The organism is Streptomyces sp. NPDC030862 (assembly GCF_055571835.1).
On the sequence record NZ_JBVIEN010000006.1, the window covers coordinates 67721 to 91640 of the forward strand.

20 protein-coding genes and 1 other RNA gene are annotated in these 23920 nt (G+C 71.6%); 19 read left to right on the forward strand and 2 right to left on the reverse strand.

The genetic code is table 11. The features are described 5' to 3' along the window. Positions 1 to 5 precede the first annotated feature (5 nt). The 4 genes from ftsX to ssrA all read left to right on the forward strand — a co-directional run bounded on the left by ftsX (position 6) and on the right by ssrA (position 3147). Positions 6 to 923: a permease-like cell division protein FtsX gene (gene ftsX, locus ACZ42X_RS17460; RefSeq protein WP_468290310.1), complete on the forward strand. Its 918-nt coding sequence runs from the start codon at positions 6 to 8 to the stop codon at positions 921 to 923. Between the two features lie 68 nt (positions 924 to 991). Then, positions 992 to 2167, forward strand: coding sequence for a S41 family peptidase (locus tag ACZ42X_RS17465; protein WP_468290313.1), 1176 nt, complete (start codon positions 992 to 994; stop codon positions 2165 to 2167). An 18-nt stretch (positions 2168 to 2185) separates the two neighbouring features. Further along, positions 2186 to 2665: an SsrA-binding protein SmpB gene (gene smpB, locus ACZ42X_RS17470; RefSeq protein WP_468290316.1), complete on the forward strand. Its 480-nt coding sequence runs from the start codon at positions 2186 to 2188 to the stop codon at positions 2663 to 2665. 112 nt (positions 2666 to 2777) lie between these two features. After that, positions 2778 to 3147: a transfer-messenger RNA gene (gene ssrA, locus ACZ42X_RS17475) on the forward strand. Between the two features lie 134 nt (positions 3148 to 3281). Here the strand turns inward: ssrA and ACZ42X_RS17480 are convergent. Next, positions 3282 to 4484: an MFS transporter gene (locus ACZ42X_RS17480; RefSeq protein WP_468290319.1), complete on the reverse strand. Its 1203-nt coding sequence runs from the start codon at positions 4482 to 4484 to the stop codon at positions 3282 to 3284. A gap of 83 nt (positions 4485 to 4567) precedes the next feature. Here ACZ42X_RS17480 and ACZ42X_RS17485 point away from each other — a divergent pair, with 83 nt between their 5' ends. The 13 genes from ACZ42X_RS17485 (at position 4568) to ACZ42X_RS17545 (ending at position 20964) form a co-directional block, all read left to right on the forward strand. Beyond that, positions 4568 to 5533: a LysR family transcriptional regulator gene (locus ACZ42X_RS17485; RefSeq protein WP_468290322.1), complete on the forward strand. Its 966-nt coding sequence runs from the start codon at positions 4568 to 4570 to the stop codon at positions 5531 to 5533. A 144-nt stretch (positions 5534 to 5677) separates the two neighbouring features. Continuing rightward, positions 5678 to 6679: a hypothetical protein gene (locus ACZ42X_RS17490; RefSeq protein ID WP_468290324.1), complete on the forward strand. Its 1002-nt coding sequence runs from the start codon at positions 5678 to 5680 to the stop codon at positions 6677 to 6679. 60 nt (positions 6680 to 6739) lie between these two features. Continuing rightward, positions 6740 to 8869, forward strand: coding sequence for a bifunctional polysaccharide deacetylase/glycosyltransferase family 2 protein (locus tag ACZ42X_RS17495; protein WP_468291189.1), 2130 nt, complete (start codon positions 6740 to 6742; stop codon positions 8867 to 8869). A 308-nt stretch (positions 8870 to 9177) separates the two neighbouring features. Beyond that, complete coding sequence (locus tag ACZ42X_RS17500) at positions 9178 to 10410, forward strand: acyltransferase family protein (RefSeq protein ID WP_468291191.1); 1233 nt, start codon at positions 9178 to 9180, stop codon at positions 10408 to 10410. Beyond that, positions 10407 to 11300: a chitosanase gene (locus tag ACZ42X_RS17505; RefSeq protein WP_468290326.1), complete on the forward strand. Its 894-nt coding sequence runs from the start codon at positions 10407 to 10409 to the stop codon at positions 11298 to 11300. Before ACZ42X_RS17500 ends, ACZ42X_RS17505 begins: the two co-directional genes overlap by 4 nt. Positions 11301 to 11463: 163 nt before the next feature. Further along, positions 11464 to 12795 carry a nitrate/nitrite transporter gene (locus ACZ42X_RS17510; RefSeq protein WP_468290329.1) on the forward strand — a complete coding sequence of 444 codons (1332 nt, stop codon included), beginning with the start codon at positions 11464 to 11466 and terminating at the stop codon, positions 12793 to 12795. An 88-nt stretch (positions 12796 to 12883) separates the two neighbouring features. Next, positions 12884 to 14047, forward strand: a complete 1164-nt coding sequence (locus ACZ42X_RS17515) for a uroporphyrinogen-III synthase (RefSeq protein ID WP_468290331.1) — start codon at positions 12884 to 12886, stop codon at positions 14045 to 14047. 28 nt (positions 14048 to 14075) lie between these two features. Beyond that, positions 14076 to 14591: a GNAT family N-acetyltransferase gene (locus ACZ42X_RS17520; RefSeq protein WP_468290334.1), complete on the forward strand. Its 516-nt coding sequence runs from the start codon at positions 14076 to 14078 to the stop codon at positions 14589 to 14591. Positions 14592 to 14693: 102 nt separating this feature from the next. Then, positions 14694 to 15296 (forward strand): sigma-70 family RNA polymerase sigma factor, encoded by a 603-nt coding sequence (locus tag ACZ42X_RS17525; RefSeq protein ID WP_355363460.1) that lies wholly within the window; start codon positions 14694 to 14696, stop codon positions 15294 to 15296. After that, positions 15293 to 16078, forward strand: coding sequence for a zf-HC2 domain-containing protein (locus ACZ42X_RS17530; RefSeq protein WP_468290339.1), 786 nt, complete (start codon positions 15293 to 15295; stop codon positions 16076 to 16078). The genes ACZ42X_RS17525 and ACZ42X_RS17530 overlap by 4 nt, the downstream gene beginning before the upstream one ends. Positions 16079 to 16140: 62 nt before the next feature. Then, positions 16141 to 18441 carry a HelD family protein gene (locus ACZ42X_RS17535; protein WP_468290342.1) on the forward strand — a complete coding sequence of 767 codons (2301 nt, stop codon included), beginning with the start codon at positions 16141 to 16143 and terminating at the stop codon, positions 18439 to 18441. A 428-nt stretch (positions 18442 to 18869) separates the two neighbouring features. Continuing rightward, the gene (locus ACZ42X_RS17540; RefSeq protein WP_468290345.1) at positions 18870 to 20309 is read left to right on the forward strand and encodes an NAD-dependent malic enzyme; all 1440 of its coding nucleotides are present in this window, start codon (positions 18870 to 18872) and stop codon (positions 20307 to 20309) included. A gap of 373 nt (positions 20310 to 20682) precedes the next feature. Then, positions 20683 to 20964, forward strand: a complete 282-nt coding sequence (locus ACZ42X_RS17545) for an HU family DNA-binding protein (protein WP_023588435.1) — start codon at positions 20683 to 20685, stop codon at positions 20962 to 20964. 398 nt (positions 20965 to 21362) lie between these two features. Here ACZ42X_RS17545 and murA read toward each other — a convergent pair whose 3' ends face one another. Then, the gene (murA, locus tag ACZ42X_RS17550) at positions 21363 to 22703 is read right to left on the reverse strand and encodes a UDP-N-acetylglucosamine 1-carboxyvinyltransferase (RefSeq protein ID WP_468290348.1); all 1341 of its coding nucleotides are present in this window, start codon (positions 22701 to 22703) and stop codon (positions 21363 to 21365) included. Positions 22704 to 22942: 239 nt separating this feature from the next. Here murA and ACZ42X_RS17555 point away from each other — a divergent pair, with 239 nt between their 5' ends. Beyond that, a complete protein-coding gene (locus ACZ42X_RS17555) occupies positions 22943 to 23503 on the forward strand; it encodes a YqgE/AlgH family protein (protein WP_468290350.1) in 561 nt (186 codons plus the stop codon). Between the two features lie 41 nt (positions 23504 to 23544). Beyond that, positions 23545 to 23832: a DUF3039 domain-containing protein gene (locus tag ACZ42X_RS17560; protein WP_063835429.1), complete on the forward strand. Its 288-nt coding sequence runs from the start codon at positions 23545 to 23547 to the stop codon at positions 23830 to 23832. The last annotated feature ends 88 nt before the right edge of the window (positions 23833 to 23920 follow it).

Consider the following 23920-nt stretch of genomic DNA (forward strand, 5'->3'; position numbering starts at 1 on the left):
ACGCGATGCGCGCCCAGTTCGTACTCTCGGAGATCGGTGTCGGCCTCCGTCGCAATCTCACGATGACGTTCGCCGTCATCGTCTCCGTGGCCCTGTCACTCGCGCTCTTCGGCGGTGCGCTGCTCATGCGCGAGCAGGTCAGCGTGATGAAGGACTTCTGGTACGACAAGGTCAACGTCTCCATCTTCCTCTGCAACAAGAACGACGCGGAGACCGGTGACACCTGCGCCAAGGGCGCCGTCACCGCGCAGCAGAGGGACGAGATCAAGACCGATCTCAAGAAGATGGACATCGTCGACACGGTCCACCACGAGACCGCCGACGAGGCGTACAAGCACTACAAGGACCAGTACGGCGACACCGCCATCGCCAGCATCATCACGCCCGACCAGATGCAGGAGTCGTTCCGGGTCAAGCTCAAGGACCCGGAGAAGTACCAGGTGGTGGCCACGGCGTTCGCGGGGCGGGCGGGGGTGCACTCCGTCCAGGACCAGCGCGGCATCCTGGAGAACCTCTTCAACATGATGAAGGGCATGAACGTCGCGGCCCTGTGCGTCATGGGCCTGATGCTCGTCATCGCGCTGATGCTGATCGTCAACACCGTGCGGGTGTCGGCGTTCAGCAGGCGCCGTGAGACGGGCATCATGCGGCTGGTCGGCGCCTCCAGCTTCTACATCCAGATGCCGTTCATCATGGAGGCCGCCGTCGCGGGCCTGCTGGGCGGTGTGGTCGCCTGCGTCCTGCTGGTGGTGGGCCGGTACTTCCTGATCGACGCGGGGCTCCGGCTCGCCGAGTCCATGCCGCTGGTCAACTTCATCGGCTGGGACGCGGTGTTCGCGGTGCTGCCGTTCGTCGTGGTCATCGGCCTGCTGATGCCGTCCCTGGCTGCCGCCATAGCGTTGCGCAAGTACCTGAAGGTGTGACGATTGCCCCGGGGCGCCGTGCGGTCAACCACCGTACGGCGCCCTTCGCTTGTCCTAGAGTGGGCGCCATGCTGGGCCCCGAGTTCTGTACCCGGCCCCGCGGCGCACGCAGCCGCGGGGCGGCCCTGACATTCGTCTTCGTCACCGTCGTCGCCACCGCCGCGGTCACCAACTGCCTTCCGCGCGACGAGGGGCGCACGCGCGAGCCGCTGCCCGCGGCGCGCGCCGCCTCGCCCGCCACCGTCGACCGGGAGGAGCTCGACCGCGCGGCGCGCGAGGCCATGGCGGACGGCAAGTCCGCCACCAAGGCCGCCCAGGAGGTCGTCAGCCGCAGCGGCGACCGGTGGGGCGCGGTGTACGACCGGCGGGAGTACGAGGAGTTCGAGCAGGCCCTCGACGGCGCGTACACCGGCGTCGGCCTGTCGGCACGGCGCGACGAGGACGGCCGGGTCGAGGTGGCCCGCGTCCAGCCCGGCGGCCCCGCCGCCAAGGCCGGTCTGAAACCGGGCGACCGCCTCCGTACCGTCGACGGCCGCCCGGTGCGGGGCCGCTCCGTCTCCGAGGTCGTCGCCCTGCTGCGCGGCGACGCCGGTACGCCCGTGGTCCTCGGCCTGGAGCGCGGCACGCGCGCGTGGACCGAGACCCTGCGCCGCGCGCGGCTGGCCACCGAGGACGTCACCGTCCAGCGGCTCGGCGACGGCGCCGCACGGATCGTACGGATCAAGGTGGCCGCCTTCACCAAGGGCACGGGCGAGCGGGTGCGGCGGGCGGTGCGCGAGGCACCTGACGGCGCCGGTGTCGTACTGGACCTGCGCGGCAGCAGTGGGGGCCTGGTCTCCGAGGCGGTCTCCGTCGCGTCCGCGTTCCTGGACGGCGGGCTGGTCGCCACGTACGACGTCCACGGCGAGGAGAAGGCGCTCTACGCCCAGCCGGGCGGCGATACGCGCCGGCCCCTGGTGGCGCTCGTCGACGGCGGCACCATGAGCGCGGCCGAGCTCCTGGCCGGCGCCCTCCAGGACCGCGGCCGCGCGGTGACGGTGGGCACCCGGACCTTCGGGAAGGGCTCCGTACAGATGCCGAACCGGCTGCCGGACGGGTCCGTCGCCGAGCTGACCGTCGGCCACTACCGCACCCCCGCCGGGCACGCCGTGGACGGGCGGGGCATCACCCCCGACGTGACGGCGGCCGAGGGCGCGGAGGAGCGGGCGCGCACGGTATTGAGTGGCCTCGGCACCACCTCGTAGTGCGAAAATGGCCGCACTATGGCTAAGGAAAAAGGGCGCAAGCTGATCGCGCAGAACAAGAAGGCGCGGCACGACTACCACGTTCTGGACACCTACGAGTGCGGTCTGGTGCTGACCGGCACCGAGGTGAAGTCGCTGCGCCAGGGGCGGGCCTCGCTGGTGGACGGCTTCGTACAGATCGACGGCCACGAGGCGTGGCTGCACAACGTCCACGTGCCGGAGTACAGCCAGGGCACCTGGACCAACCACTCCGCGCGGCGCAAGCGGAAGCTGCTGCTGCACCGCGTCGAGATCGACAAGCTGGAGTCCAAGTCCCAGGAGACCGGTCACACGATCGTGCCCCTGGCGCTGTACTTCAAGGACGGGCGGGCGAAGGTCGAGATCGCCCTGGCGAGGGGCAAGAAGGAGTACGACAAGCGCCAGACGCTCCGCGAGAAGCAGGACCGCCGCGAGGCGGAACGCGCGATGTCCGCGGTCCGGCGCCGCCAGCGCGGCTGAGGCGAGTGACGCGCGTCACAGGGTGCGGGAAATAAGCTGGCACCGTCCGGCGCTGATCCCGTACGATGGCACTTGCCTCTCACGGCAGGGGCGCAGATTGAAAAATCAACATGGGGATGATCGGTTTCGACAGCGGCTGTCGAAGCAGGGGAAGCGTGTCGAGGAAGCGGCAATGATCTCGTAAACCATATGTCGCAACCAATAATCGCCAACACCAAGCGCGATTCCTTCGCCCTCGCTGCCTAAGTAGCGACTCGCGAAGTGTCAGCCCGGGGCTGTTCCCGACCCGGATCCTGGCATCAGCTAGGGAACTAAACCTCTAGGCCCGGTCACGGGGTCTAGGGGGAAACCACACAGTGACTGAGCCCGTCGGAGACTTGTCCGCGTGATCTCCGGGGCCGAGAAAAGCGCAGCGGACTGCACACGGAGAAGCCCTGATTCTGCACCGTTGGACGCGGGTTCGATTCCCGCCATCTCCACTCGCCGGAGCCCCGGGGGCACACGCCCCCGGACCCCGACATCCCATGTGGGCAAAGGCCCGGCCGTCGTCATGACGGCCGGGCCTTCGTCATGTCCGGCGCCGGCCGGCCCGGCCGGCAGCGGCGATCACTGGCGATCAGCGGCGATTCGAGGCCAGTGCCAGCAGCAGCGCCAGGCCCGCCGAGGCGAGCGGGACCGTGTACGCCGTCGTCGCGCCGGCGTGTTCGATCGTCCAGCCGCCGGTCGCCGAGCCCGCGGCTATGCCGCCCAGCAGGGCCGTCACGGCCAGGGTCATGCCCTCGTTCAGCTGGCCGGCCGGGGTCAGGCGCTGCACCAGGGTCATGCCCGTCACCATCGTCGGGGCCGTCGCCATGCCCGCCAGCAGCAGGGCGCCCGCCAGTGCGAGCAGTGAGCCCGTGCCGGCCGCCGCGAGCAGGGGCAGGGACATCAGGGCCGTCATCGCGGCGAGGCAGCCGAGCAGCCGGCGCCGGGCGCCGCCGGCGGGAGCCGCCATCGAGCCGTAGGCCAGGCCCGCCATGCACGAACCGGCCGCCTGGAGCGCCAGCACGACGCCGGCCGACGGGCCGTCCACGAAGGCCAGCGTGACGACCTCCATCGACCCGAAGACCGCGCCCGTCGCCAGGAACACCGCCAGCAGGGCGGGCATGCCGGGCGTACGCAGCGGGGTGCGGGGCCCGCGCCCGGTGCGCGGCGTGACGGGCGGCTCGGTGCCGCGCTGCGCCGCGAAGATCAGGACGCCCGCGACCAGCAGCACCGTGCCGGTCAGGGTGCCCGCCTCCGGGAACAGCGCGGCGCACACCAAGGCCGCCAGGACCGGGCCCAGCATGAAGCACAGCTCGTCGGCGGCCTGCTCGAAGGCGTTCGCGGTGTGCACGGCGGTTGGGTCGTCCCGGTACAGGTGGGCCCAGCGCGCGCGGGACATGCCACCGGTGTTGGGCATCGTCGCGGTGGCGGCGTACGCGGCGAACAGCGTCCAGGCGGGCGCGTGGACGTGGACGCACGCCAGCAGGGTGAGCTGCCCGAGGGCGGCCACCAGGGTGGCGGGCACCGCGACGCGCGCCTGGCCGTACTGGTCGACGAGCCGCGCCGTGAACGGTGCGACGACCGCCGTGGCGGCGAGTCCGGCCGCGGTGACGGCCCCGGCGAGGGCGTACGAACCGTAGGCTCCGGCGATCATGATGACGGCGCTCACGCTGAACATGCCCATGGGCAGCCGGGCGATCAGGTTCCCGACGGTGAACGCGCGCGTGCCGGGCAGCGCGAAGAGCCGGGCGTATCGCTCCAGGGGACGGGCTGTCGGGGTGGTGGTCTGCGGCATGGTGCGAGCCTCGCCGCCACCGGGTGCGGCGGTCCAACACCTGATGGGGACCCATTGACGCACCTGCGTTGTAAATTCGGCGCGTGGCCCATGACATAGACCCGCGCCTCCTGCGCGCCTTCGTCGCCGTCGCCGACGAGCTCCACTTCACCCGCGCCGCCGCCCGGCTGTACGTCGCCCAGCAGGCGCTGAGCCGGGACATCCGGCGGCTGGAGCGGGAGTTGGGCACCGAGCTCTTCGTGCGGACCACGCGGCAGGTGGCGCTCACCGGGGACGGTGAACGACTGGTGCCGTACGCGCAGGCCGTGCTCGCCGCGTACGACGAGCTGGGCGCGGCCTTCGTGGACGAGGCGCGGCCGCTGCTCGTGGACCTCAACAGCGACGGGATGATCACCGGCAGGGTCCTGGCGCGCGCCCGCGAACTGGCACCCCACTGCGAACTGATGGCCCGGTTCGAGAGCGGGCTGACCGGCGCCGCCGCCAAGATCCTGACCGGCGGGCTGGACGCGTCCTTCGGGCGGTTCGCGGGCCTGGAGCCGGCCATCCGCGCCCGGCTGTCGGCGCAGCCCGTGCGCTACGAGCCGATGGCCGTGCTCGTACCGGAGGACCACACCCTCGCCGAGCGCGCCGAGGTGGAGGTGGCGGCGCTGGCCGGGGAGTTCGTGTACGCGGGGGCGGGCAACCCCGGGACCCGGGAGTGGACCGACCTGGCCGAGCGGCTGTTCGAGGGCCGGGGCGTGAAGATCGCGCCACCGGCACCCGTGGCCATCGGTCACGAGGAGTTCCGCCGCGTGATGGAGAAGCACCGCACACCCGTGCTGGTCGGGGTGGACTTCCCGGTCATGCCGGGCACGGTGCTGCGGCCGCTCGTCCGCCCCGTACCGCTCTCGCCGGTCTCCCTGGTGTGGCGGAAGGGCCTGAAGCACCCGGGCGTGGACGCGCTGCGCGCGGCGGCCGCCGATCTCGCCGAGCGGGAGGAATGGCTGAGCAGGCCCCCCGGTTCCTGGCTCCCCGAGGAGGATTTGTTGCAGATGTGCACCAGGAAATGAGAGGCGGACGCGACGGTCACAGGCGTGCGCTACATTCATGACTCAGGTGCGACGTGGGAGGGAGCACCTCGACAGGGTGGGGGCCCGGCTCGGGATTGGTACCGGCCGGTCGCGTACGCACTCTGATCCGGCTCCATGGGGGATGTGCGTACAGCAGTGGAAAATTGGCGAGAAAATGCCTCCGGCGGGCAGGCGAACGGCTCGCACGGCGACGCGTACGACGACGCCATCACCAGCGCCTACCCCGGCGCCTACCGGGACCCGTTCGACGAACCCTTCGACCGGCCGTACCCGTCCCGCGACGATGACGAGCAGGCGTACACCCAGCCGCTGGAGCGGTCGTTCGACCTGACGGTCCAGCTGGACCAGCCGGTCCTCCCGGGCGCCGCCGCCCAGGCCGCGGGCGCCCACCCCACGGACATGACGGTGCAACTGGACCAGCTGGGGCACCTGGACCAGCCGGTACAGCCGGTGCGACCGGCTGCCGAGGGCGCCGCGAGCGACACCGCGCCGCTCCTCACCGCGATACCCACCTCCGGCGCCGCCGCACCGGAGCCCTCCGACGGGCCCGTCTTCGTCGACGAGAGCGGCCGCCGCAGCAAGAAGCTCCGCCGGCTCGGCTGGGTGGTGGCCGCGGCCTGCGCCGTGTACGCCGTCACGCTCGGCGTCGCCGTCATCGGTGGCAACTCGAGCGCGCCCTGGCTCCTCATACCCGGCCCGGCCAACGAAGAGAAGGCCGACACCACCAAGGTCGTCCCGACCGCCTCCACCAGCCCCGGCGCGGACACCGCTCCGGATGCCGCGCCCAGCGCCCCCGCTCCCACCGGCTCCACCGGCCCGGCGGCCCCGCGGCCCGCCACCACCTCCGAGGACGGCGCCCCGGCCGAGCCGGCGGCCCCCGGCCCCTCCGCCTCGTCGACGACCGCACCCAGCACGGGTCCCGGCCGTCCCGTCGACGACCCCGGCACGGTGGAGGAAGCGCCTCCGCCCGCGCCCAGCGAGGGCGTGCCCTCGCCGCCGGCGGACCCCACTCCGGACCCGGACGTTCCCGCGGACACTCCGCCGACAGACCCGACGCAAGAACCGGCCGAACCGCCGGTCGAAGAGAGTGACGGCCAGCCGATGGCCGCGGAAGGCACACAGTAAATGACATCGTCAGGCAGACGGCGCGTGAAGCAGGCGCGCGCCGTCCGACGCAGGCTGCCCATGCGCTATCTCCTGCCCTCGGTCCTGCTGGTCGCGCTCTTCGCGATGCTGATGCTGCGCGGCTACGTGCACAACGAGATCCGGCCCGACCACCGGATCCGGCTCCTCGAAGACCGTGACAAGGTGCCGTCGGCCGTGCACAAGGGCGGACCGGTCATCGACGCGCGGAACCCGGAGAAGCCGGTCAGCCTGAACGTCCCCGACGACAAGATCGTGCTGACCTTCGACGACGGGCCCGACCCCGTCTGGACCCCCAAGGTCCTCGACCAGCTGAAGGAGCACGACGCCCGCGCGGTCTTCTTCGTCACCGGCGCCATGACCGCCCGCCACCCCGAGCTGGTCGAGCGGATGGTCGCCGAGGGCCACGAGGTGGGCCTGCACACCTTCAACCACCCCGACCTGTCCCTGCAGTCCCCGGAGCGCATCGACTGGGAGCTGTCCCAGAACCAGATGGCGCTCGCCGGAGCGGCGGGCGTCCGCTCCTCCCTGTTCCGCGCGCCGTACTCCAACTTCGTATGGCACCTGGACAACAAGAACTGGGACCTGATCAAGCACGTCGGCGGCCGCGGCTACATCGCCGCCTTCAACGACACCGACAGCCACGACTGGCGGCGCCAGGGCGTCGACACGATCATCAAGAACGCCACGCCGAAGCCCGGCAAGGGCGCGATCGTGCTCATGCACGACTCCGGCGGCAACCGCGAGCAGACCGTCGCCGCACTCGGCCGCTTCCTCCCCGCGCAGAAGGCCAAGGGCTACGAGTTCACCACCCTCACCGAGGCGCTCGGAGCGCCCAGCGCCCACACCGAGGTCAGCGGTACGGAGCTGTGGAAGGGCAAGGCGTTCGTCTACGCCGTCGGCATCTCCGAGAACGTCACCACCATCCTGGTGAGCGGCCTCGCCGTCGTCGGCGCCCTCGTCATCGGGCGCTTCGGCCTCATGCTCGTCCTCGCCTTCGCGCACGCGCGCAAGGTGCGCCGCCGTGACTTCCGCTGGGGCGCTCCGGTCACCGAACCGGTCACGGTGCTGGTCCCGGCGTACAACGAGAAGGAGTGCATCGAGAACACCGTGCGCTCCCTGATGGCGAGCGACCACCCGGTCGAGGTCATCGTCATCGACGACGGATCGTCGGACGGCACCGCCGACATCGTCGAGCGGATGGGCCTGCCCAACGTCCGCGTCGTACGGCAGATCAACTCCGGCAAGCCCGCCGCCCTGAACAACGGCATCGCCCACGCCAGCCACGACATCATCGTGATGATGGACGGCGACACGGTCTTCGAGCCGTCCACCGTCCGCGAGCTGGTCCAGCCCTTCGGCGACCCGCGCGTCGGCGCCGTCGCGGGCAACGCCAAGGTCGGCAACCGCGACACCCTGATCGGCGCCTGGCAGCACATCGAGTACGTGATGGGCTTCAACCTCGACCGCCGCATGTACGACGTGCTGCGCTGCATGCCCACGATCCCCGGCGCGGTCGGCGCCTTCCGCCGCACCGCGCTGGAGCGGGTCGGCGGCATGAGCGAGGACACCCTCGCCGAGGACACCGACATCACCATGGCCATCCACCGCGACGGCTGGCACGTCGTGTACGCGGAGAACGCCCGCGCCTGGACCGAGGCCCCCGAGTCCGTCCAGCAGCTCTGGTCCCAGCGCTACCGCTGGAGCTACGGCACCATGCAGGCCATCTGGAAGCACCGCGGAGCCGTGTTCGACCGGGGACCGTCGGGCCGGTTCGGCCGGGTCGGCCTGCCGCTGGTGTCGCTCTTCATGGTGATCACGCCGCTGCTCGCCCCGCTCATCGACGTCTTCCTCCTGTACGGCCTGGTCTTCGGCCCCACCGGCAAGACGATCACGGCGTGGCTGGGCGTCCTGCTGGTGCAGGCGGTGTGCGCCGCGTACGCCTTCCGGCTCGACAAGGAGAAGATGACCCATCTCATCTCCCTCCCGCTCCAGCAGATCCTCTACCGGCAGCTGATGTACGTCGTGCTGCTGCAGTCCTGGATCACCGCGCTTACGGGCGGCCGGCTGCGCTGGCAGAAGCTGCGCCGCACGGGAGTCGTGGGGGCGCCGATCTCCATCCCCACGCAGCGCGACTCCTCCCACAGTGCCGATCGGAGCCCGGTCGCATGACGAACGGCTACCCCGGAGGCGCTCAGGGCGGGTCGTACGACGGGCCTAACGACGGGCCTTACGACAGGTCTTATGACGGGCCTTACGACGCCGCGCCGTACGACGGGCCGTACGACGCCCCCGTCGGCGGCGGGTACCAGCCCCCGTACGACGGGCGGTTCGACGCACCGTCCCCGGCGGCGTCCTACGACTGGGCCGGACCTGCGCACGCGACGCTGCCGCAGCCCCCGGCCCCCGCCCCGGCCCCGGACCCGTTCCCGGACTGGTTCGCGCCGTCCGGCGCGGCAACCGCCACCGAACCGGACCCGGTGCCCGCCCCGGACCCCGCCCCGGCTTCCGAAGCCGAGCCCGAAGCCGCGCCGAAGGCGGGCGGCGGCCGCGACCGGTACTTCGATCTGCTGAGGGCCCTCGCCCTCTTCCGGGTCGTGCTCTACCACCTCACCGGCTGGATGTGGCTGCCCCTGCTCTTCCCGTCGATGGGCGTCATGTTCGCCCTCGCGGGCAACCTGATGGCGCGCTCCCTCAAGCGCCCGCCGGTGCAGGTCATCAGGGGCCGTGTCCGCAGGCTCCTGCCCCCGCTGTGGGCCGCCGGTGCCATCGGCGTGACCGGCATGCTCGTCCAGGGCTGGGGCCCGGCGGAGGGCGAGGACACCCTCACCTGGTGGCTGGAGCTGCTGTTCTGGATCCTGCCCCTCAGCGACCCGCCGAACGCCGCCGAGCTGGCCGGTGTGCCCGGCATCCTGCCCGGCACATGGGCCGAGCCCTTCGCCGGCCCCCTGTGGTACATCCGCGCCTACCTCTGGTTCGTGCTCCTCTCGCCGCTCTTCCTCGCCGCCCTGCGCAAGCAGCCCTGGCCGACGATCGCGGCGCCGCTCGCCCTGATGGCCGCGCTGAACTTCGGCTACCTGGAGGCCGGCGAGTCGATCGCGCCCATCCTGTACGGCATCGGCGAGTTCGGCGCCTGCTGGATCCTGGGCATGGCCCACCAACTCGGGGTCCTGAAGCGCCTGCCCGGCTACGTCATCCCCTCCGTCGCACCGTTCATCATGGGCCTCGGCCTCTGGTGGGCCGTGGACCACGGGCTGAGCGCCGAGAACCAGCTCGGCAACATGCCGTTCGCCTCCGCCTTCTGGGGCCTGGGCTTCGTCCTCCTGCTGCTGCACTTCAGCCCGTCGTGGTCCGAGTGGCCGCGCCCGCTGCGGCGGTTCGACGGTGCCGTCACACTGCTCAACGCGCGTGCGGTCACGGTCTACCTCTGGCACAACGTCTGCATCGCCATCGCCGTGACGATGTGGAACCGGCTGTGGTCGCTGGAGGTGATGTGGCGCGACCTGCCCTGGCTGATGAACAGCCCGTGGCCGACCCTGATCTTCAGCTGGTCACTGATCGCCTACTGCATCCTGATGTTCGGCTGGCTGGAGGACGTGGCCGCCAAGCGGCGCCCGAGGCTCTGGCCGTCGGGCGCGGGCACGGGTACGGGAGTCGGTACGGGCATGGGTACGGGAGCGGCGTCGCGTCGCGGGAAGGGGCGTGACGCATGAGAGTGCGTGCCAGATGGATGCTCTTCGCGGTGGCCCCGCTCCTCGGCCTCACGATCTTCGTCTCCACCCCGACCCCGAAGCCGGAGGCCCAGCAGGCCACCGGTCAGTCGGAGAGCCAGGGCGCGGCCAAGCGCGCCGAGGAGGAGCTGGAGTCCGCCGAGGACCTCCTCGCCAAGCTGCCGCCCGGGCTCGCCGCCCGGGACAAGAAGGAGCTGGCCCACCAGATCCTCGGCTCGTCCATGAACTCCACGAAGGACTGGCGCACGCTGTACGGCCACATCGCCGACAGCGACGACGGCGACGGCTACTGCGGGGGCGTGGTCGGCTTCTGCTCGGGCACCAAGGACATGCGCATCCTGGTCGAGTCGTACACCAAGGAGCACCCGGACAACGCCCTGGCCGCGTACCTGCCCGCGCTGCGGGCGGTCGACGGCACGGACTCCCACGAGGGCCTGGGAACCGGCTTCGTGGACGCCTGGCAGCGGGAGAGCGAGAAGCGGGCCTTCCGCGACGCCCAGGACGAGATCCGCGACACCATGTACTTCACGCCGGCGGTCGACCTCGCGAAGCTGGACGGCCTGGGGACGCTCGGACAGTTCGTCTACTACGACGCGATGGTCTTCCACGGCCCGGGCATCGACGAGAACGGCTTCTACGAGATCCGCGAGCGCGTGCGGGCGGCGACCAAGACCGCGTCCGAGGGCGGGGACGAGAAGGCCTACCTGAACGCCTTCCTGGACGCCTGCCGCACGGCGATGCTCGCGTCGGATTCCGACCAGGACACCAGCCGCATCGACACGGCCCAGCGTGCCTTCCTGCGCGACGGCAACCTCTCGCTGAAGACGCCCCTGGTCTGGCGGATGTACGGGGAGACGTTCCGGGCTCCGTGAACCGCGCCATCGCGACAGCCGTCCTCACCGCCGCCCTCCGCGCCAGGTGAGAGCAAGGTTTCAGCCCGGTCACGTCCTATGACCGGGCTGAAACGCATCCTCCCTAGCGTCGGGTCCTGACGGGATTCAGGCAGGCAGGACCTGACAGCAGCGGAGGTACGCGATGCGCGGCCGGTGGATCGAGCGGTGGGACCCCGAGGACGAGACCTTCTGGCGGGAGGAGGGGGAGCGGGTCGCCCGGCGCAACCTGTACTTCTCCGTCTTCTCCGAGCACATCGGGTTCTCGGTGTGGACGCTGTGGTCGGTGATGGTCCTCTTCATGGGACCGGAGTACGGGATCGACCCGGCCGGGAAGTTCTTCCTGATCGCGGTGGCGACGCTGGTCGGCGCGGTGATCCGCATCCCCTACACCTTCGCCGTCGCCCGCTTCGGCGGCCGCAACTGGACGGTCTTCAGCGCGCTGCTGCTCCTGCTGCCGACGGGTGCGGCGTTCGCGGTGATGGAGCCGGGGACCTCGTACACCACCTTCCTCCTCGTCGCCGCGCTCACGGGGGTCGGGGGCGGCAACTTCGCCTCCTCCATGACGAACATCAACGCCTTCTTCCCGCTCCACCGCAAGGGCTGGGCCCTCGGCCTGAACGCGGGCGGCGGCAACATCGGCGTGCCCGTCGTCCAGCTCGTCGGCCTGCTGGTCATCGGCGTCGCCGGCGCGGCCCACCCCAGGATCGTGCTCGGCGTGTACATCCCGCTGATCGTCGTCGCCGCCGTCTGCGCCGCGCTGTACATGGACAACCTGGCGCCCGTGAAGAACGACACCGGCGCCGTCAAGGAGGCCGTCCGGGCCCCGCACACCTGGATCCTGGCGTTCCTCTACATCGGCTGCTTCGGCTCCTTCATCGGCTACAGCTTCGCCTTCGGGCTCGTCCTGCAGACGCAGTTCGGCCGTACGCCGCTCCAGGCGGCGTCCCTCACCTTCCTCGGGCCGCTCCTCGGCTCGCTGATCCGCCCCTTCGGCGGGTCCCTCGCCGACCGGCACGGCGGTGCTCGCATCACCCTGACCACCTTCGCCGGCATGGCCGCCGCCACCGGGGTCGTCGTCTACGCCTCGGTCACGGAGTCGCTCCCCGTCTTCCTGATCGGCTTCACCGCGCTCTTCGTGCTCAGCGGCATCGGCAACGGCTCCACGTTCAAGATGATCCCTGCGGTCTTCACGCGGAAGGCGTACGGGCTCGGGCTCGCGAACGAGGAGGCCGACGCGTACGGGCGCCGGCTCTCCGGCGCCGCGATGGGCCTGATCGGCGCGGTCGGCGCGATCGGCGGGCTCGGCATCAACCTCGCCTTCCGCCAGTCCTTCCAGGCGGGCGGCACCGGCACCGCGGCCTTCGTCGCCTTCCTCGCCTACTACGCGGCCTGCCTGGCCGTCACCTGGGCGGTATACCTTCGCCGTCCGGCCGAGGTCCCGGCGCAGCGGCAGCTCAGCTACTCCGAGGTGTGAGCGGGACATGACTGCCGGGGGCGTCCGTAACGGGGGAGAAATCTCGGCGAACCAGGACCGTCACGCACCCTTGCCACCCTCTGGTGTCATGCACGAGCAAGAGCAGGCTCCCCCGCATGGTCCCGCCCACGGCCCCCTCGCCGGTTTCACGGTCGGCGTCACCGCCGCCCGCCGCGCCGACGAGCTCGGCGCGCTGCTGCAGCGCCGCGGCGCGTCGGTCCTGCACGCCCCCGCGCTGCGGATCGTGCCGCTCGCCGACGACGCCGAGCTCCTCGACGCCACCAAGGGCCTGATCGCCCAGGCCCCCGACATCGTGCTCGCCACCACCGCGATCGGCTTCCGCGGCTGGCTGGAGGCCGCGGACGGCTGGGGGTACGGGGACGACCTGCTCGCCCGCCTGAGGGGCGCGCAGGTCCTCGCCCGGGGCCCCAAGGTCAAGGGCGCCGTCCGGGCCGCCGGGCTCACCGAGGACTGGTCGCCCGCCTCGGACTCCATGGCCGAGGTCCTGGAGCGGCTCCTCGCCCAGGACGTCACCGGGAAGCGCATCGCGCTCCAGCTGCACGGGGAGCCGCTGCCCGGGTTCGTGGAGGCGCTGCGGGACGCCGGGGCGGACGTCGTGGTCGTCCCGGTCTACCGGTGGATGCCGCCCGAGGACCTCGCGCCGCTGGACCGGCTGATCGACGCCACCGTGGCCCGCTCCCTGGACGCGGTGACCTTCACCAGCGCGCCGGCGGGCGCCTCGATGCTGGCCCGCGCCGAGAGCCGGGGCCTGCTGCCCGAACTGCTCGACGCGCTGCACCACGGGGTGCTCGCCGCATGCGTGGGACCCGTCACCGCCCTGCCGCTCCAGGCGCACGGCATCGACACCGTGCAGCCCGAGCGGTTCCGCCTCGGACCGCTGGTGCAGCTGCTCTGCCAGGAGCTCCCGGCCCGGGCCCGTACGCTGCCGGTCGCCGGGCGGCGCATCGAGATCCGGGGCCACGCCGTCCTCGTCGACGGCGACCTGCGGCCCGTGCCCCCGGCGGGGATGTCGCTCCTGCACGCGCTCGCCCGCCGCCCCGGCTGGGTCGTCTCCCGCGCCGACCTGCTGCGCGCCCTGCCGGGCGCGGGCCGCGACGAACACGCCGTCGAGACGGCGATGGCCCGCCTCCGTGCGGCCCTCGGCGCGCCGAAGCTCATCCAGACGGTCGTCAAGCGCGGCTACCGGCTGGCCCTGGACCCGGGCGGGGACGCCAAGTACGCGGGCGAGTAGCACCCGTGAGGGGTTCTACGGTGGCGGGATGACGATCCTCATCCGCCCCGCCGAGCCCGCCGACGCCCCCGCGCTCGCCGACGCCCTCGCCCGCAACCGCGCCGCCATGCGCCCCTGGGAGCCGCGCCGGACCGACGCGTACTACACCGCCGCGGAGCAGTACGCCCGGCTGACCGCCCCCAACAGCCGGATGTGGCTCGCCCGCCACGAGGAGGGCGTCATCGGCTGCGCCACGCTCTCCGGGATCGCGCTCGGCCCCTTCCGCAGCGCCTTCCTCGGCTACTGGGTCGACGCCGCGCACACCGGGCGCGGGCTGGCCACCCGGATCGTCGGCGAGGTGTGCCGGGCCGCCCGCGAGGAGCTCGGGCTGCACCGGATCGAGGCGGCCACCGTCCTCGCCAACACCGCCTCCCAACGCGTCCTGGCCAAGAGCGGGTTCGAGCGGATCGGAACGGCACCCGCCTATCTGCACATCGACGGCGCGTGGCGCGACCACCACCTCTACCAGCGGATTCTCCACAACGACCCGCCGCCGCAGGCGTAAGAGCGGAAGCCAACGAAAAAAGATTCCGCGCGCGTTGAGCAGAATCCGGCCCGCCTCCGTAGTCATGAACGACAACGACTCAGACAGGGTCTCGACCGGGAGGTGCAGGTGCGCAAGGATGCCGCCGTGGCCGATGACCGTCGGGGAGCGCATCGGGCCCGGCATCGCGCTGTGCCGCCACGCAACGACAACACCTCCGTCCCGGACGAGGAGTTGATGCGTGCGCTCTACCGTGAACACGCCGGCCCCCTGCTCGCCTATGTACTGCGTCTCGTCGCGGGCGACCGCCAGCGCGCCGAGGACGTCGTACAGGAGACACTCATCCGTGCCTGGAAGAACGCCGGTCAGCTCAACCGGGCAACCGGCTCCGTCCGACCCTGGCTGGTGACGGTCGCCCGGCGCATCGTCATCGACGGCCACCGCAGCCGGCAGGCCCGGCCGCAGGAGGTCGACCCGTCGCCGCTCGAGGTCATGCCCGCGGAGGACGAGATCGACAAGGCGTTGTGGCTGATGACGCTCTCTGACGCGCTCGACGATTTGAGCCCGGCCCACCGGGAAGTATTGGTCGAGACTTATTTCAAGGGGCGTACGGTCAACGAGGCTGCCGAGACGCTCGGCATACCCAGCGGGACCGTCCGGTCCCGGGTGTTCTACGCACTGCGTTCCATGAAGCTCGCGCTGGAGGAGAGGGGGATCTCGGCATGACGACGTACGAGAACGAGTCGGTGCACGACGCCGTCGGCGCGTACGCGCTCGGAATTCTCGACGACGCCGAGGCCACCGCCTTCGAAACGCATCTGGCCGGCTGCCCGGTGTGCGCCCACCACCTGGAGGAGTTCTCCGGGATGGAGCCCATGCTGGCCATGCTCGCGGAGGGTCCCGGACCGTCCGCCCAGCCGGTCAGCCTGCCCCCGCCCGAGCCACTGCGCGGCGGGGAGACACGGCTGTTCGACCGGATCGTCGACGAGGTCGCCGCCAAGCGCGCCCAGCGCCGGCGCCGTACGCGCTATCTGGTCGCCGCCGCGGCCGCCCTGATCATCGCCGGGCCGGCGACCGCGGTGGTCGTCACCTCGTCCGGCGACGACTCGCGGCCCGCCGTCGCCCTCGACCCGCACCCGACCAGCCCCGCCGAGGACGCCTTCTTCCACCACATGGAGCAGAAGGAGTCCGCGGTCGACGCCACCACCAAGGTCAGCGCCACCGTCGGCACCGAGCGCAAGGCCTGGGGCACGCACACCGTGCTGGAGCTCAAGAACGTCAAGGGCCCGCTCAAGTGCAATCTGATCGCCGTCTCCAAGACGGGCGAGGAGGAGATCATCACCTCCTGGTCGGTCCCGAAGTGGGGGTACGGCATCCCGGACAGCCCCGACAAGGCGGCCAGGAACCCGCTGTACGTCCACGGCGGCGCCGCCATGGAGCGCGACGACATCGATCACTTCGAGGTGAGGACGTTCGAAGGGAACCGGCTCGTGACGGTACCCGCCTGACATTCGCGGTCCCCCTGGCGTAGGCTCGACGGCTGCCCAATGCACGTCAGAAGGGGGCCTCGGTGGCCGCGCAGGAAGCCGTCGGTGGTGTCGATACGGTCCGTGACCGCGAGATCGGTATCGAACAGGACCACCTGGACCAGGTGTACCGCCGCCTCGAGGAGAAGATCCACGAGGCGGAGTTCCTGATGAACGACGCCGCCCAGCGCGGCCAGGTCGGCACGCCCGGCGCGCTCGCCGAGCGCGACGCGCAGGTGTTCCGCGCCGGGATCCACCTCAACCGGCTGAACAACGAGTACGAGGACTTCCTCTTCGGCCGCATCGACCTGCTCCGCGGCAAGGACGGCAAGAAGGGCCCCGACGGCGCGTACACGTCCGTCGAGCCCGCCGACGACGCCGTGGGACCGGACAACACCGCCGAGATCGGGGAGACCCTCCACATCGGCCGCATCGGCGTCCTCGACGCCGACTACTCGCCGCTGGTCATCGACTGGCGCGCCCCGGCGGCCGCGCCCTTCTACCGCTCCACGCCCGTCGAGCCGGGCCGGGTCGTACGCCGCCGGGTCATCCGCTCCAAGGGGCGCCGGGTCCTCGGCGTCGAGGACGACCTGATGCGCCCCGAGCTGACCGCGACGCTGGACGGCGCCGAGCTGCCGGTGATCGGCGACGGCGCGCTGATGGCCGCGCTCGGCCAGGCCCGCAGCCACACCATGCGCGACATCGTCGCCTCCATCCAGGCGGAGCAGGACCTCGTCATCCGCGCGCCCGCCGCCTCCGTGACGTACGTCGAGGGCGGCCCCGGCACCGGCAAGACGGCGGTCGCGCTGCACCGCGCCGCCTACCTGCTCTACCAGGACCGGCGCCGGTACGCGGGCGGCATCCTGATCGTCTCGCCGACCCCGCTGCTGGTCGCCTACACCGAGGGCGTCCTGCCGTCGCTGGGCGAGGAGGGCCAGGTGGCCATCCGCGCCGTCGGCAGCCTGGTCGACGGCGTCGAGGCGACGGCGTACGACGATCCGGCCGTCGCCCGCGTCAAGGGCTCCTCGCGGATGCTCAAGGTGCTGCGGAAGGCCGCGCGCGGGGCCCTGGAGCAGGGCGGCGCGCCCGAGCGGCTGCGGGTCGTCGCCTTCGGACGGCGCCTGGAGCTGGAGGCCGACGAGCTGAACCGCATCCGCCACAACGCGCTCGGCGGCACCGCGCCGGTGAACCTGCTGCGCCCGCGCGCCCGCAGACTCCTGCTCGACGCCCTGTACGCCAAGACGGGCGCGGCCTCGCGGCACCCGGGCGACCCGGAGCTCGCCGCCGAGCTGCGCTCCTCCTTCGACGAGGACGTGACGACCGAGGACAGCTTCCTCGCCTTCCTGGACGCCTGGTGGCCCGAGCTCACCCCGCGCCGCGTGCTCGACACCATGGCCGACGAGAAGCGGCTGGGCCGCTGGGCCCGCCGGGTGCTCAACCCGGGCGAGGTGCGCCGCCTGGCCCGCTCCCTGCGCCGCCCGGAGCTCTCCGTGCACGACGTGGCGCTGCTGGACGAGCTCCAGGCGATCCTCGGCGCCCCGGCGCGCCCCCGCAAGAAGCGGGAGCTCGACCCGCTGGACCAGCTCACGGGCCTGGAGGAGCTCATGCCCGTACGCGAGGAGACCCAGCGCGAGCGGGCCGAGCGGCTGGCGCAGGAGCGCACCGAGTACGCGCACGTCATCGTCGACGAGGCGCAGGACCTCACGCCCATGCAGTGGCGCATGGTGGGCCGGCGCGGGCGCCACGCCACCTGGACGGTGGTCGGGGACCCGGCCCAGTCGTCGTGGCCGCTGCCGGACGAGGCCGCCGAGGCGCGCGACGAGGCGCTCGGCACCCGGCCGCGCCGCCGCTTCGAGCTGACCGTGAACTACCGCAACCCCGCCGAGATCGCCGAGCTGGCGGCGAAGGTGCTGGCGCTCGCCATGCCCGGCATGGAGGCCCCGCGCGCCGTCCGCTCGACGGGCGTGGAGCCCCGCTTCGTCGCCGTGCCGGACGGCGGTGACGGCGGGGACCTCGCCGAGCTCGTACGGGAGGAGGCGCGGCGGCTGCTGGAGCGCGTGGACGGCACCGTGGGCGTCGTGGTGGCCATGGAGCGGCGGCGGCAGGCGGCGCGCTGGCTTCAGGAGCTCGGCGGCCGGGTGGTGGCGCTGGGCAGCCTGGAGGCGAAGGGCCTGGAGTACGACGCGACGGTCGTGGTCTCGCCGGCGGAGATCGCCGACGAGTCGCCGGCCGGGCTGCGCGTGCTGTACGTGGCGCTCACCCGGGCGACGCAGCAGCTGACGGTGGTCTCCGGGCGGCGCGACGAGCCGGACGCGGACGGGGTGCCGGACCTGCTCCGGGACTGATCCGCGCGGGGCTGTTCCGACCGATCCGCGCGGGACTGTTCGCCGTCAACCGGCCGTGGGGCAATCACTTCCCGGGGTGGTTTGTTAGCCTGGGTGTGGCACCGGCTCGATCCAAGCCCCCGGGCCCAACCTTAGTCGCTTAGAGCGACCACTTGCCGCGAGGCGAGCATGGCGGGTCGGTGCCACCCTTCGTTCATGAGCAGCAGGTCCGTGTCTTCAGACGATGACACGGACCTGCTGCTTTTTGGGTCCGGGGATCTTGGGGCTTCCGCCAAGCGGTCGGTTTCTCGTATGGTGGAAGTTAGTTTCCGAAAACTAAATGACCGCTATTACCTGTTACTCACAGGTAGGTGCGACCATCGGAGGGCTCCGCCCGGCCACCCGCCGGCGCGGCGCAGCAACGAAGCTAGGGAAAGAGGAACTCGGCCATGGCAACGGCGCCCAGCGTCTCGTACTCGATGACGGTCCGGCTGGAGGTGCCCGCGAGCGGAACCGCGGTCTCCCAGCTCACCACGGCCGTGGAGTCCTCCGGCGGCTCCGTCACCGGCCTCGACGTGACCGCATCCGGCCACGAGAAGCTGCGGATCGACGTCACGATCGCCGCCACGTCCACCGCGCACGCCGACGAGATCGTCGGCAAGCTGCGCTCCATCGAGGGCGTCGTACTCGGCAAGGTCTCCGACCGTACGTTCCTGATGCACCTCGGCGGCAAGATCGAGATGGCGAGCAAGCATCCCATCCGCAACCGTGACGACCTCTCCATGGTCTACACCCCGGGCGTCGCCCGCGTGTGCATGGCGATCGCCGAGAACCCCGAGGACGCCCGCCGCCTCACCATCAAGCGCAACTCCGTCGCCGTCGTGACCGACGGCTCCGCCGTGCTCGGCCTCGGCAACATCGGCCCCAAGGCCGCCCTGCCGGTCATGGAGGGCAAGGCCGCCCTCTTCAAGCGGTTCGCCGGCATCGACGCCTGGCCGATCTGCCTGGACACCCAGGACTCCGACGCCATCGTCGAGATCGTCAAGGCCATCGCCCCCGGCTTCGCCGGCATCAACCTCGAGGACATCTCCGCGCCCCGCTGCTTCGAGATCGAGGCGCGGCTGCGGGAGGCCCTGGACATCCCGGTGTTCCACGACGACCAGCACGGCACCGCCATCGTTGTCCTCGCCGCCCTGACCAACGCCCTGCGCGTCGTCGGCAAGGCGATCGGCGACGTACGGGTCGTCATGTCGGGCGCCGGCGCCGCCGGTACGGCCATCCTCAAGCTCCTCATCGCGGCGGGCGTCAAGCACGCCGTCGTCGCCGACATCCACGGCGTGGTGCACGCGGGCCGCGAGGACCTCGTCTCCGCCGACCCCGACTCGGCGCTGCGCTGGATCGCCGACAACACCAACCCCGAGGGCGTCACCGGCACCCTCAAGCAGGCCGTGGCCGGCGCGGACGTCTTCATCGGCGTCTCCGCCCCGAACGTCCTCGGCGGCGACGACGTCGCGGCCATGGCGGACGACGCCATCGTGTTCGCGCTCGCGAACCCCGACCCCGAGGTGGACCCGGCAATCGCCCGCCAGACGGCGGCAGTTGTCGCCACCGGCCGGTCCGACTTCCCCAACCAGATCAACAACGTGCTGGTCTTCCCGGGCGTCTTCCGCGGCCTGCTCGACGCCCAGTCGCGCACCGTCAACACCGAGATGATGCTCGCGGCGGCGACCGCCCTGGCGGGGGTCGTCACCGAGGACGAGCTCAACGCGAACTACATCATCCCGTCGGTCTTCAACGACAAGGTCGCCGGCGCGGTCGCGGGCGCCGTGCGCGACGCCGCGAAGGCGGCGGGCGCGACGGTGCCGTCCGCCTCGCCGTCGTCGGTCTGATCGCCCTCTGATCGCCCTCAGGCCGCCGTCCGACCGTCGGCGCTCGGAGGTTCGCGGCGCGCCGCGCGGGCCCGGAGCCGTACAGCCGCCCTGTCGGCCTTTAGGGTGGCGATTCGGCTCCGGGGAGTCCCGCATGATCGACCCAACGTCACCAGGACGGGCCAGTGGCGCTTTTCGTGTGACTCCGGAGGGTGCCGGATTGGCTTTCCCGCCGCTGGTGGGGGCAGGATGCGTATTCGGGCGCGAGGGTCTGACAGCAGACCCGGGTCCGGGGACTGTCCAAGGGCCCTGGCAGCATCGGCTTCGCTGTGCCCAACATGCGGCTCCGCCGCGTGGCACGCCTCACAGGCAGAAAGAACACGGGAGTAAGAACATGAACCGCAGTGAGCTGGTGGCCGCCCTGGCCGACCGCGCCGAGGTGACCCGCAAGGACGCCGACGCCGTGCTGGCCGCGCTCGCCGAGACCATCGGTGAGGTCGTCGCCAAGGGCGACGAGAAGGTCACCATCCCCGGCTTCCTGACCTTCGAGCGCACCCACCGTGCCGCTCGCACCGCTCGTAACCCGCAGACCGGCGAGCCGATCAACATCCCGGCCGGCTACAGCGTGAAGGTCTCCGCGGGCTCGAAGCTCAAGGAAGCCGCGAAGGGCAAGTAAGCCCCCTGGGCGCCGGCCGCGCACCGGCCGGGCGCCACTGGGCACGAGACGTGACAGAAGGGCGGCCACCCCACCGAGGGTGGCCGCCCTTCTGTTCGTCCGCACACGGCCCCGTACAGGCCCGCAGAAGGCCTTGTGCGCGCCTTGTACGCGCCAGACGCCGACGGCCCCCGCGAGGTGCGGGGGCCGTCGGCGTCTGTGCGGGGTCGGTGCGTTACGCGCCGTCAGATCGCGGCGGTGGCCGGGAGTTCGACCTTCGCGCCCAACTCCACCAGCTTTGCCATGCTGTGTCTTCCGGGGGATAACCCCCGGACCCCCAGCAAGGGGGCCCTGGCGGGCGGGCGTGCCGCGGGGAAGCAGACGGCCCCCGTGCGTGACGGGGGCCGTGCTGGACGGGATCAGATCGCGGCGGTGGCCGGGAGTTCGACCTTCGCGCCCAACTCCACCAGCTTTGCCATGAAGTTCTCGTAGCCGCGGTTGATCAGGTCGATGCCGTGGACCCGCGAGGTCCCCTGTGCCGCCAGGGCCGCGATCAGGTACGAGAAGCCGCCGCGCAGGTCCGGGATGACCAGGTCGGCGCCCTGGAGCTTCGTCGGGCCCGACACGACCGCGGAGTGCAGGAAGTTGCGCTGGCCGAAGCGGCAGTCCGAGCCGCCCAGGCACTCGCGGTACAGCTGGATGTGCGCGCCCATCTGGTTCAGCGCGGAGGTGAAGCCGAGCCGGGACTCGTACACCGTCTCGTGGATGATGGACAGGCCCGCCGCCTGCGTCAGGGCCACCACCAGCGGCTGCTGCCAGTCGGTCTGGAAACCGGGGTGCACGTCCGTCTCCAGGGCGATCGCGTTGAGCGCGCCGCCCGGGTGCCAGAAGCGGATGCCCTCGTCGTCGATCTCGAAGGCGCCACCCACCTTCCGGTACGTGTTGAGGAACGTCATCATCGAGCGCTGCTGCGCGCCGCGCACGTAGATGTTGCCCTCGGTCGCCAGCGCCGCCGACGCCCAGGAGGCCGCCTCCAGGCGGTCCGGGAGCGCGCGGTGGGTGTAGCCGCCGAGCTTGTCGACACCGGTGATCCGGATCGTCCGGTCGGTGTCCATGGAGATGATGGCGCCCATCTTCTGCAGGACGCAGATGAGGTCCTCGATCTCCGGTTCCACCGCGGCGTTGGACAGCTCCGTCACGCCCTCCGCCAGTACGGCGGTGAGCAGCACCTGCTCGGTCGAGCCGACCGAGGGGTACGGCAGGCGGATCTTGCAGCCGCGCAGCCGCTGCGGGGCCTCCAGGTACTGGCCGTCCGCCCGCTTCTCGATGGTCGCGCCGAACTGGCGCAGCACGTCGAAGTGGAAGTCGATCGGCCGGCCGCCGATGTCGCAGCCGCCCAGGCCCGGGATGAAGGCGTGGCCGAGGCGGTGCAGCAGCGGACCGCAGAAGAGGATCGGGATGCGCGACGAGCCCGCGTGGGCATCGATGTCGGCGACGTTGGCGGACTCGACGTACGTCGGGTCCAGGACCAGTTCGCCCGGCTCGTCACCGGGACGCACGGTCACGCCGTGCAGCTGCAGCAGCCCGCGCACCACCCGGACGTCACGGATGTCGGGCACGTTGCGCAGGCGGCTCGGCTCACTGCCGAGCAGGGCGGCGACCATCGCCTTGGGCACGAGGTTCTTCGCGCCGCGGACGCGGATCTCGCCCTCCAGCGGGGTTCCGCCGTGGACAAGCAGTACATCGTCTGTGCCGGTCATGAATCTCGCGTTCCGGGAGTCAGGGGCAGGGGGCCAGGGAAAAGGGTAAGGGGCTTCGGACCCTGTACCGGTAGGGCGAGGGGCTCAGTCAGATGTAATGAATTCGGCACAACACCCTCTGCTTTCCCGCCCTTGCGGAGGGTTACGGTCCACTTCCAGCCACGGGCCGTCCCCGGGTGGCCGGAGTCGGCCTGTCCCTCGACCCCCCGCTCCGGCCCGAAGTGCGGGATCATGTCGGCATGACCGAGGTGTCCTCGCTCACAGGACGGCTGCTCGTGGCCACCCCCGCGCTGGTGGACCCCAACTTCGACCGCGCGGTGGTGCTGCTGCTCGACCACGACGACGAAGGGTCGCTCGGCGTGGTCCTGAACCGCCCGACGCCCGTCGGCGTCGGCGACATCCTGGAACCCTGGGCCCCGCTGGCCGGGGAGCCCGGCGTCGTCTTCCAGGGCGGGCCCGTCTCGCTGGACGCGGCGCTCGGCCTCGCCGTGATCCCGGGCGACGAGGGCCCGCTGGGCTGGCGGCGCGTGTACGGCGCGATCGGGCTCGTGGACCTGGAGACCCCGCCGGAGCTGCTCGCGGCGGCGCTCGGCTCGCTGCGGATCTTCGCCGGGTACGCGGGCTGGGGCCCGGGCCAGCTGGAGGAGGAGCTGGCCGGCGGGGCGTGGTTCGTCGTCGACTCGGAACCGGGCGACGTCTCGTCGCCGCGGCCCGAGAACCTGTGGCGCGAGGTGCTGCGGCGGCAGCGCAGCGAGCTGGCGATGATCGCGACGTATCTGGACGACCCGTCGCTGAACTGACTCCTTCGGTCGCTGTCCGCGCGGGGGTACCCTTGGAGCTCATGAGCACTCTTGAGCCCGAGCGCGGGGCAGGTACGGGAACCCTCGTCGAGCCGACGCCGCAGGTGTCGCACGGCGACGGCGACCACGAGCGCTTCGCCCACTACGTCCAGAAGGACAAGATCATGGCGAGCGCCCTCGACGGCACTCCCGTGGTGGCGCTGTGCGGGAAGGTCTGGGTGCCCGGGCGCGACCCGAAGAAGTACCCGGTCTGCCCGATGTGCAAGGAGATCTACGAGTCCATGGGCGCCGGCGGCGACAAGGACAAGGGCGGCAAGGACAAGAAGTAACCCGACCGGTACGGGTCGGGGCCGGAGCCCCCGGGAGCGCGCGTGACGTGCGCACCCGGGGGCTCCGTCGTGTTCCGCCCGCTCCTGC

What these genes read in the sequence shown, in the direction of transcription:
- ftsX (WP_468290310.1), top strand. Translation starts at nt 6, where the DNA reads ATGCGCGCCCAGTTCGTACTCTCGGAGATCGGTGTCGGCCTCCGTCGC.
- ACZ42X_RS17465 (WP_468290313.1), top strand. Translation starts at nt 992, where the DNA reads ATGCTGGGCCCCGAGTTCTGTACCCGGCCCCGCGGCGCACGCAGCCGC.
- smpB (WP_468290316.1), top strand. Translation starts at nt 2,186, where the DNA reads ATGGCTAAGGAAAAAGGGCGCAAGCTGATCGCGCAGAACAAGAAGGCG.
- ACZ42X_RS17480 (WP_468290319.1), bottom strand. Translation starts at nt 4,484, where the DNA reads ATGCCGCAGACCACCACCCCGACAGCCCGTCCCCTGGAGCGATACGCC.
- ACZ42X_RS17495 (WP_468291189.1), top strand. Translation starts at nt 6,740, where the DNA reads ATGCGCTATCTCCTGCCCTCGGTCCTGCTGGTCGCGCTCTTCGCGATG.
- ACZ42X_RS17505 (WP_468290326.1), top strand. Translation starts at nt 10,407, where the DNA reads ATGAGAGTGCGTGCCAGATGGATGCTCTTCGCGGTGGCCCCGCTCCTC.
- ACZ42X_RS17510 (WP_468290329.1), top strand. Translation starts at nt 11,464, where the DNA reads ATGCGCGGCCGGTGGATCGAGCGGTGGGACCCCGAGGACGAGACCTTC.
- ACZ42X_RS17515 (WP_468290331.1), top strand. Translation starts at nt 12,884, where the DNA reads ATGCACGAGCAAGAGCAGGCTCCCCCGCATGGTCCCGCCCACGGCCCC.
- ACZ42X_RS17520 (WP_468290334.1), top strand. Translation starts at nt 14,076, where the DNA reads ATGACGATCCTCATCCGCCCCGCCGAGCCCGCCGACGCCCCCGCGCTC.
- ACZ42X_RS17530 (WP_468290339.1), top strand. Translation starts at nt 15,293, where the DNA reads ATGACGACGTACGAGAACGAGTCGGTGCACGACGCCGTCGGCGCGTAC.
- ACZ42X_RS17540 (WP_468290345.1), top strand. Translation starts at nt 18,870, where the DNA reads ATGGCAACGGCGCCCAGCGTCTCGTACTCGATGACGGTCCGGCTGGAG.
- ACZ42X_RS17545 (WP_023588435.1), top strand. Translation starts at nt 20,683, where the DNA reads ATGAACCGCAGTGAGCTGGTGGCCGCCCTGGCCGACCGCGCCGAGGTG.
- murA (WP_468290348.1), bottom strand. Translation starts at nt 22,703, where the DNA reads ATGACCGGCACAGACGATGTACTGCTTGTCCACGGCGGAACCCCGCTG.
- ACZ42X_RS17555 (WP_468290350.1), top strand. Translation starts at nt 22,943, where the DNA reads ATGACCGAGGTGTCCTCGCTCACAGGACGGCTGCTCGTGGCCACCCCC.
- ACZ42X_RS17560 (WP_063835429.1), top strand. Translation starts at nt 23,545, where the DNA reads ATGAGCACTCTTGAGCCCGAGCGCGGGGCAGGTACGGGAACCCTCGTC.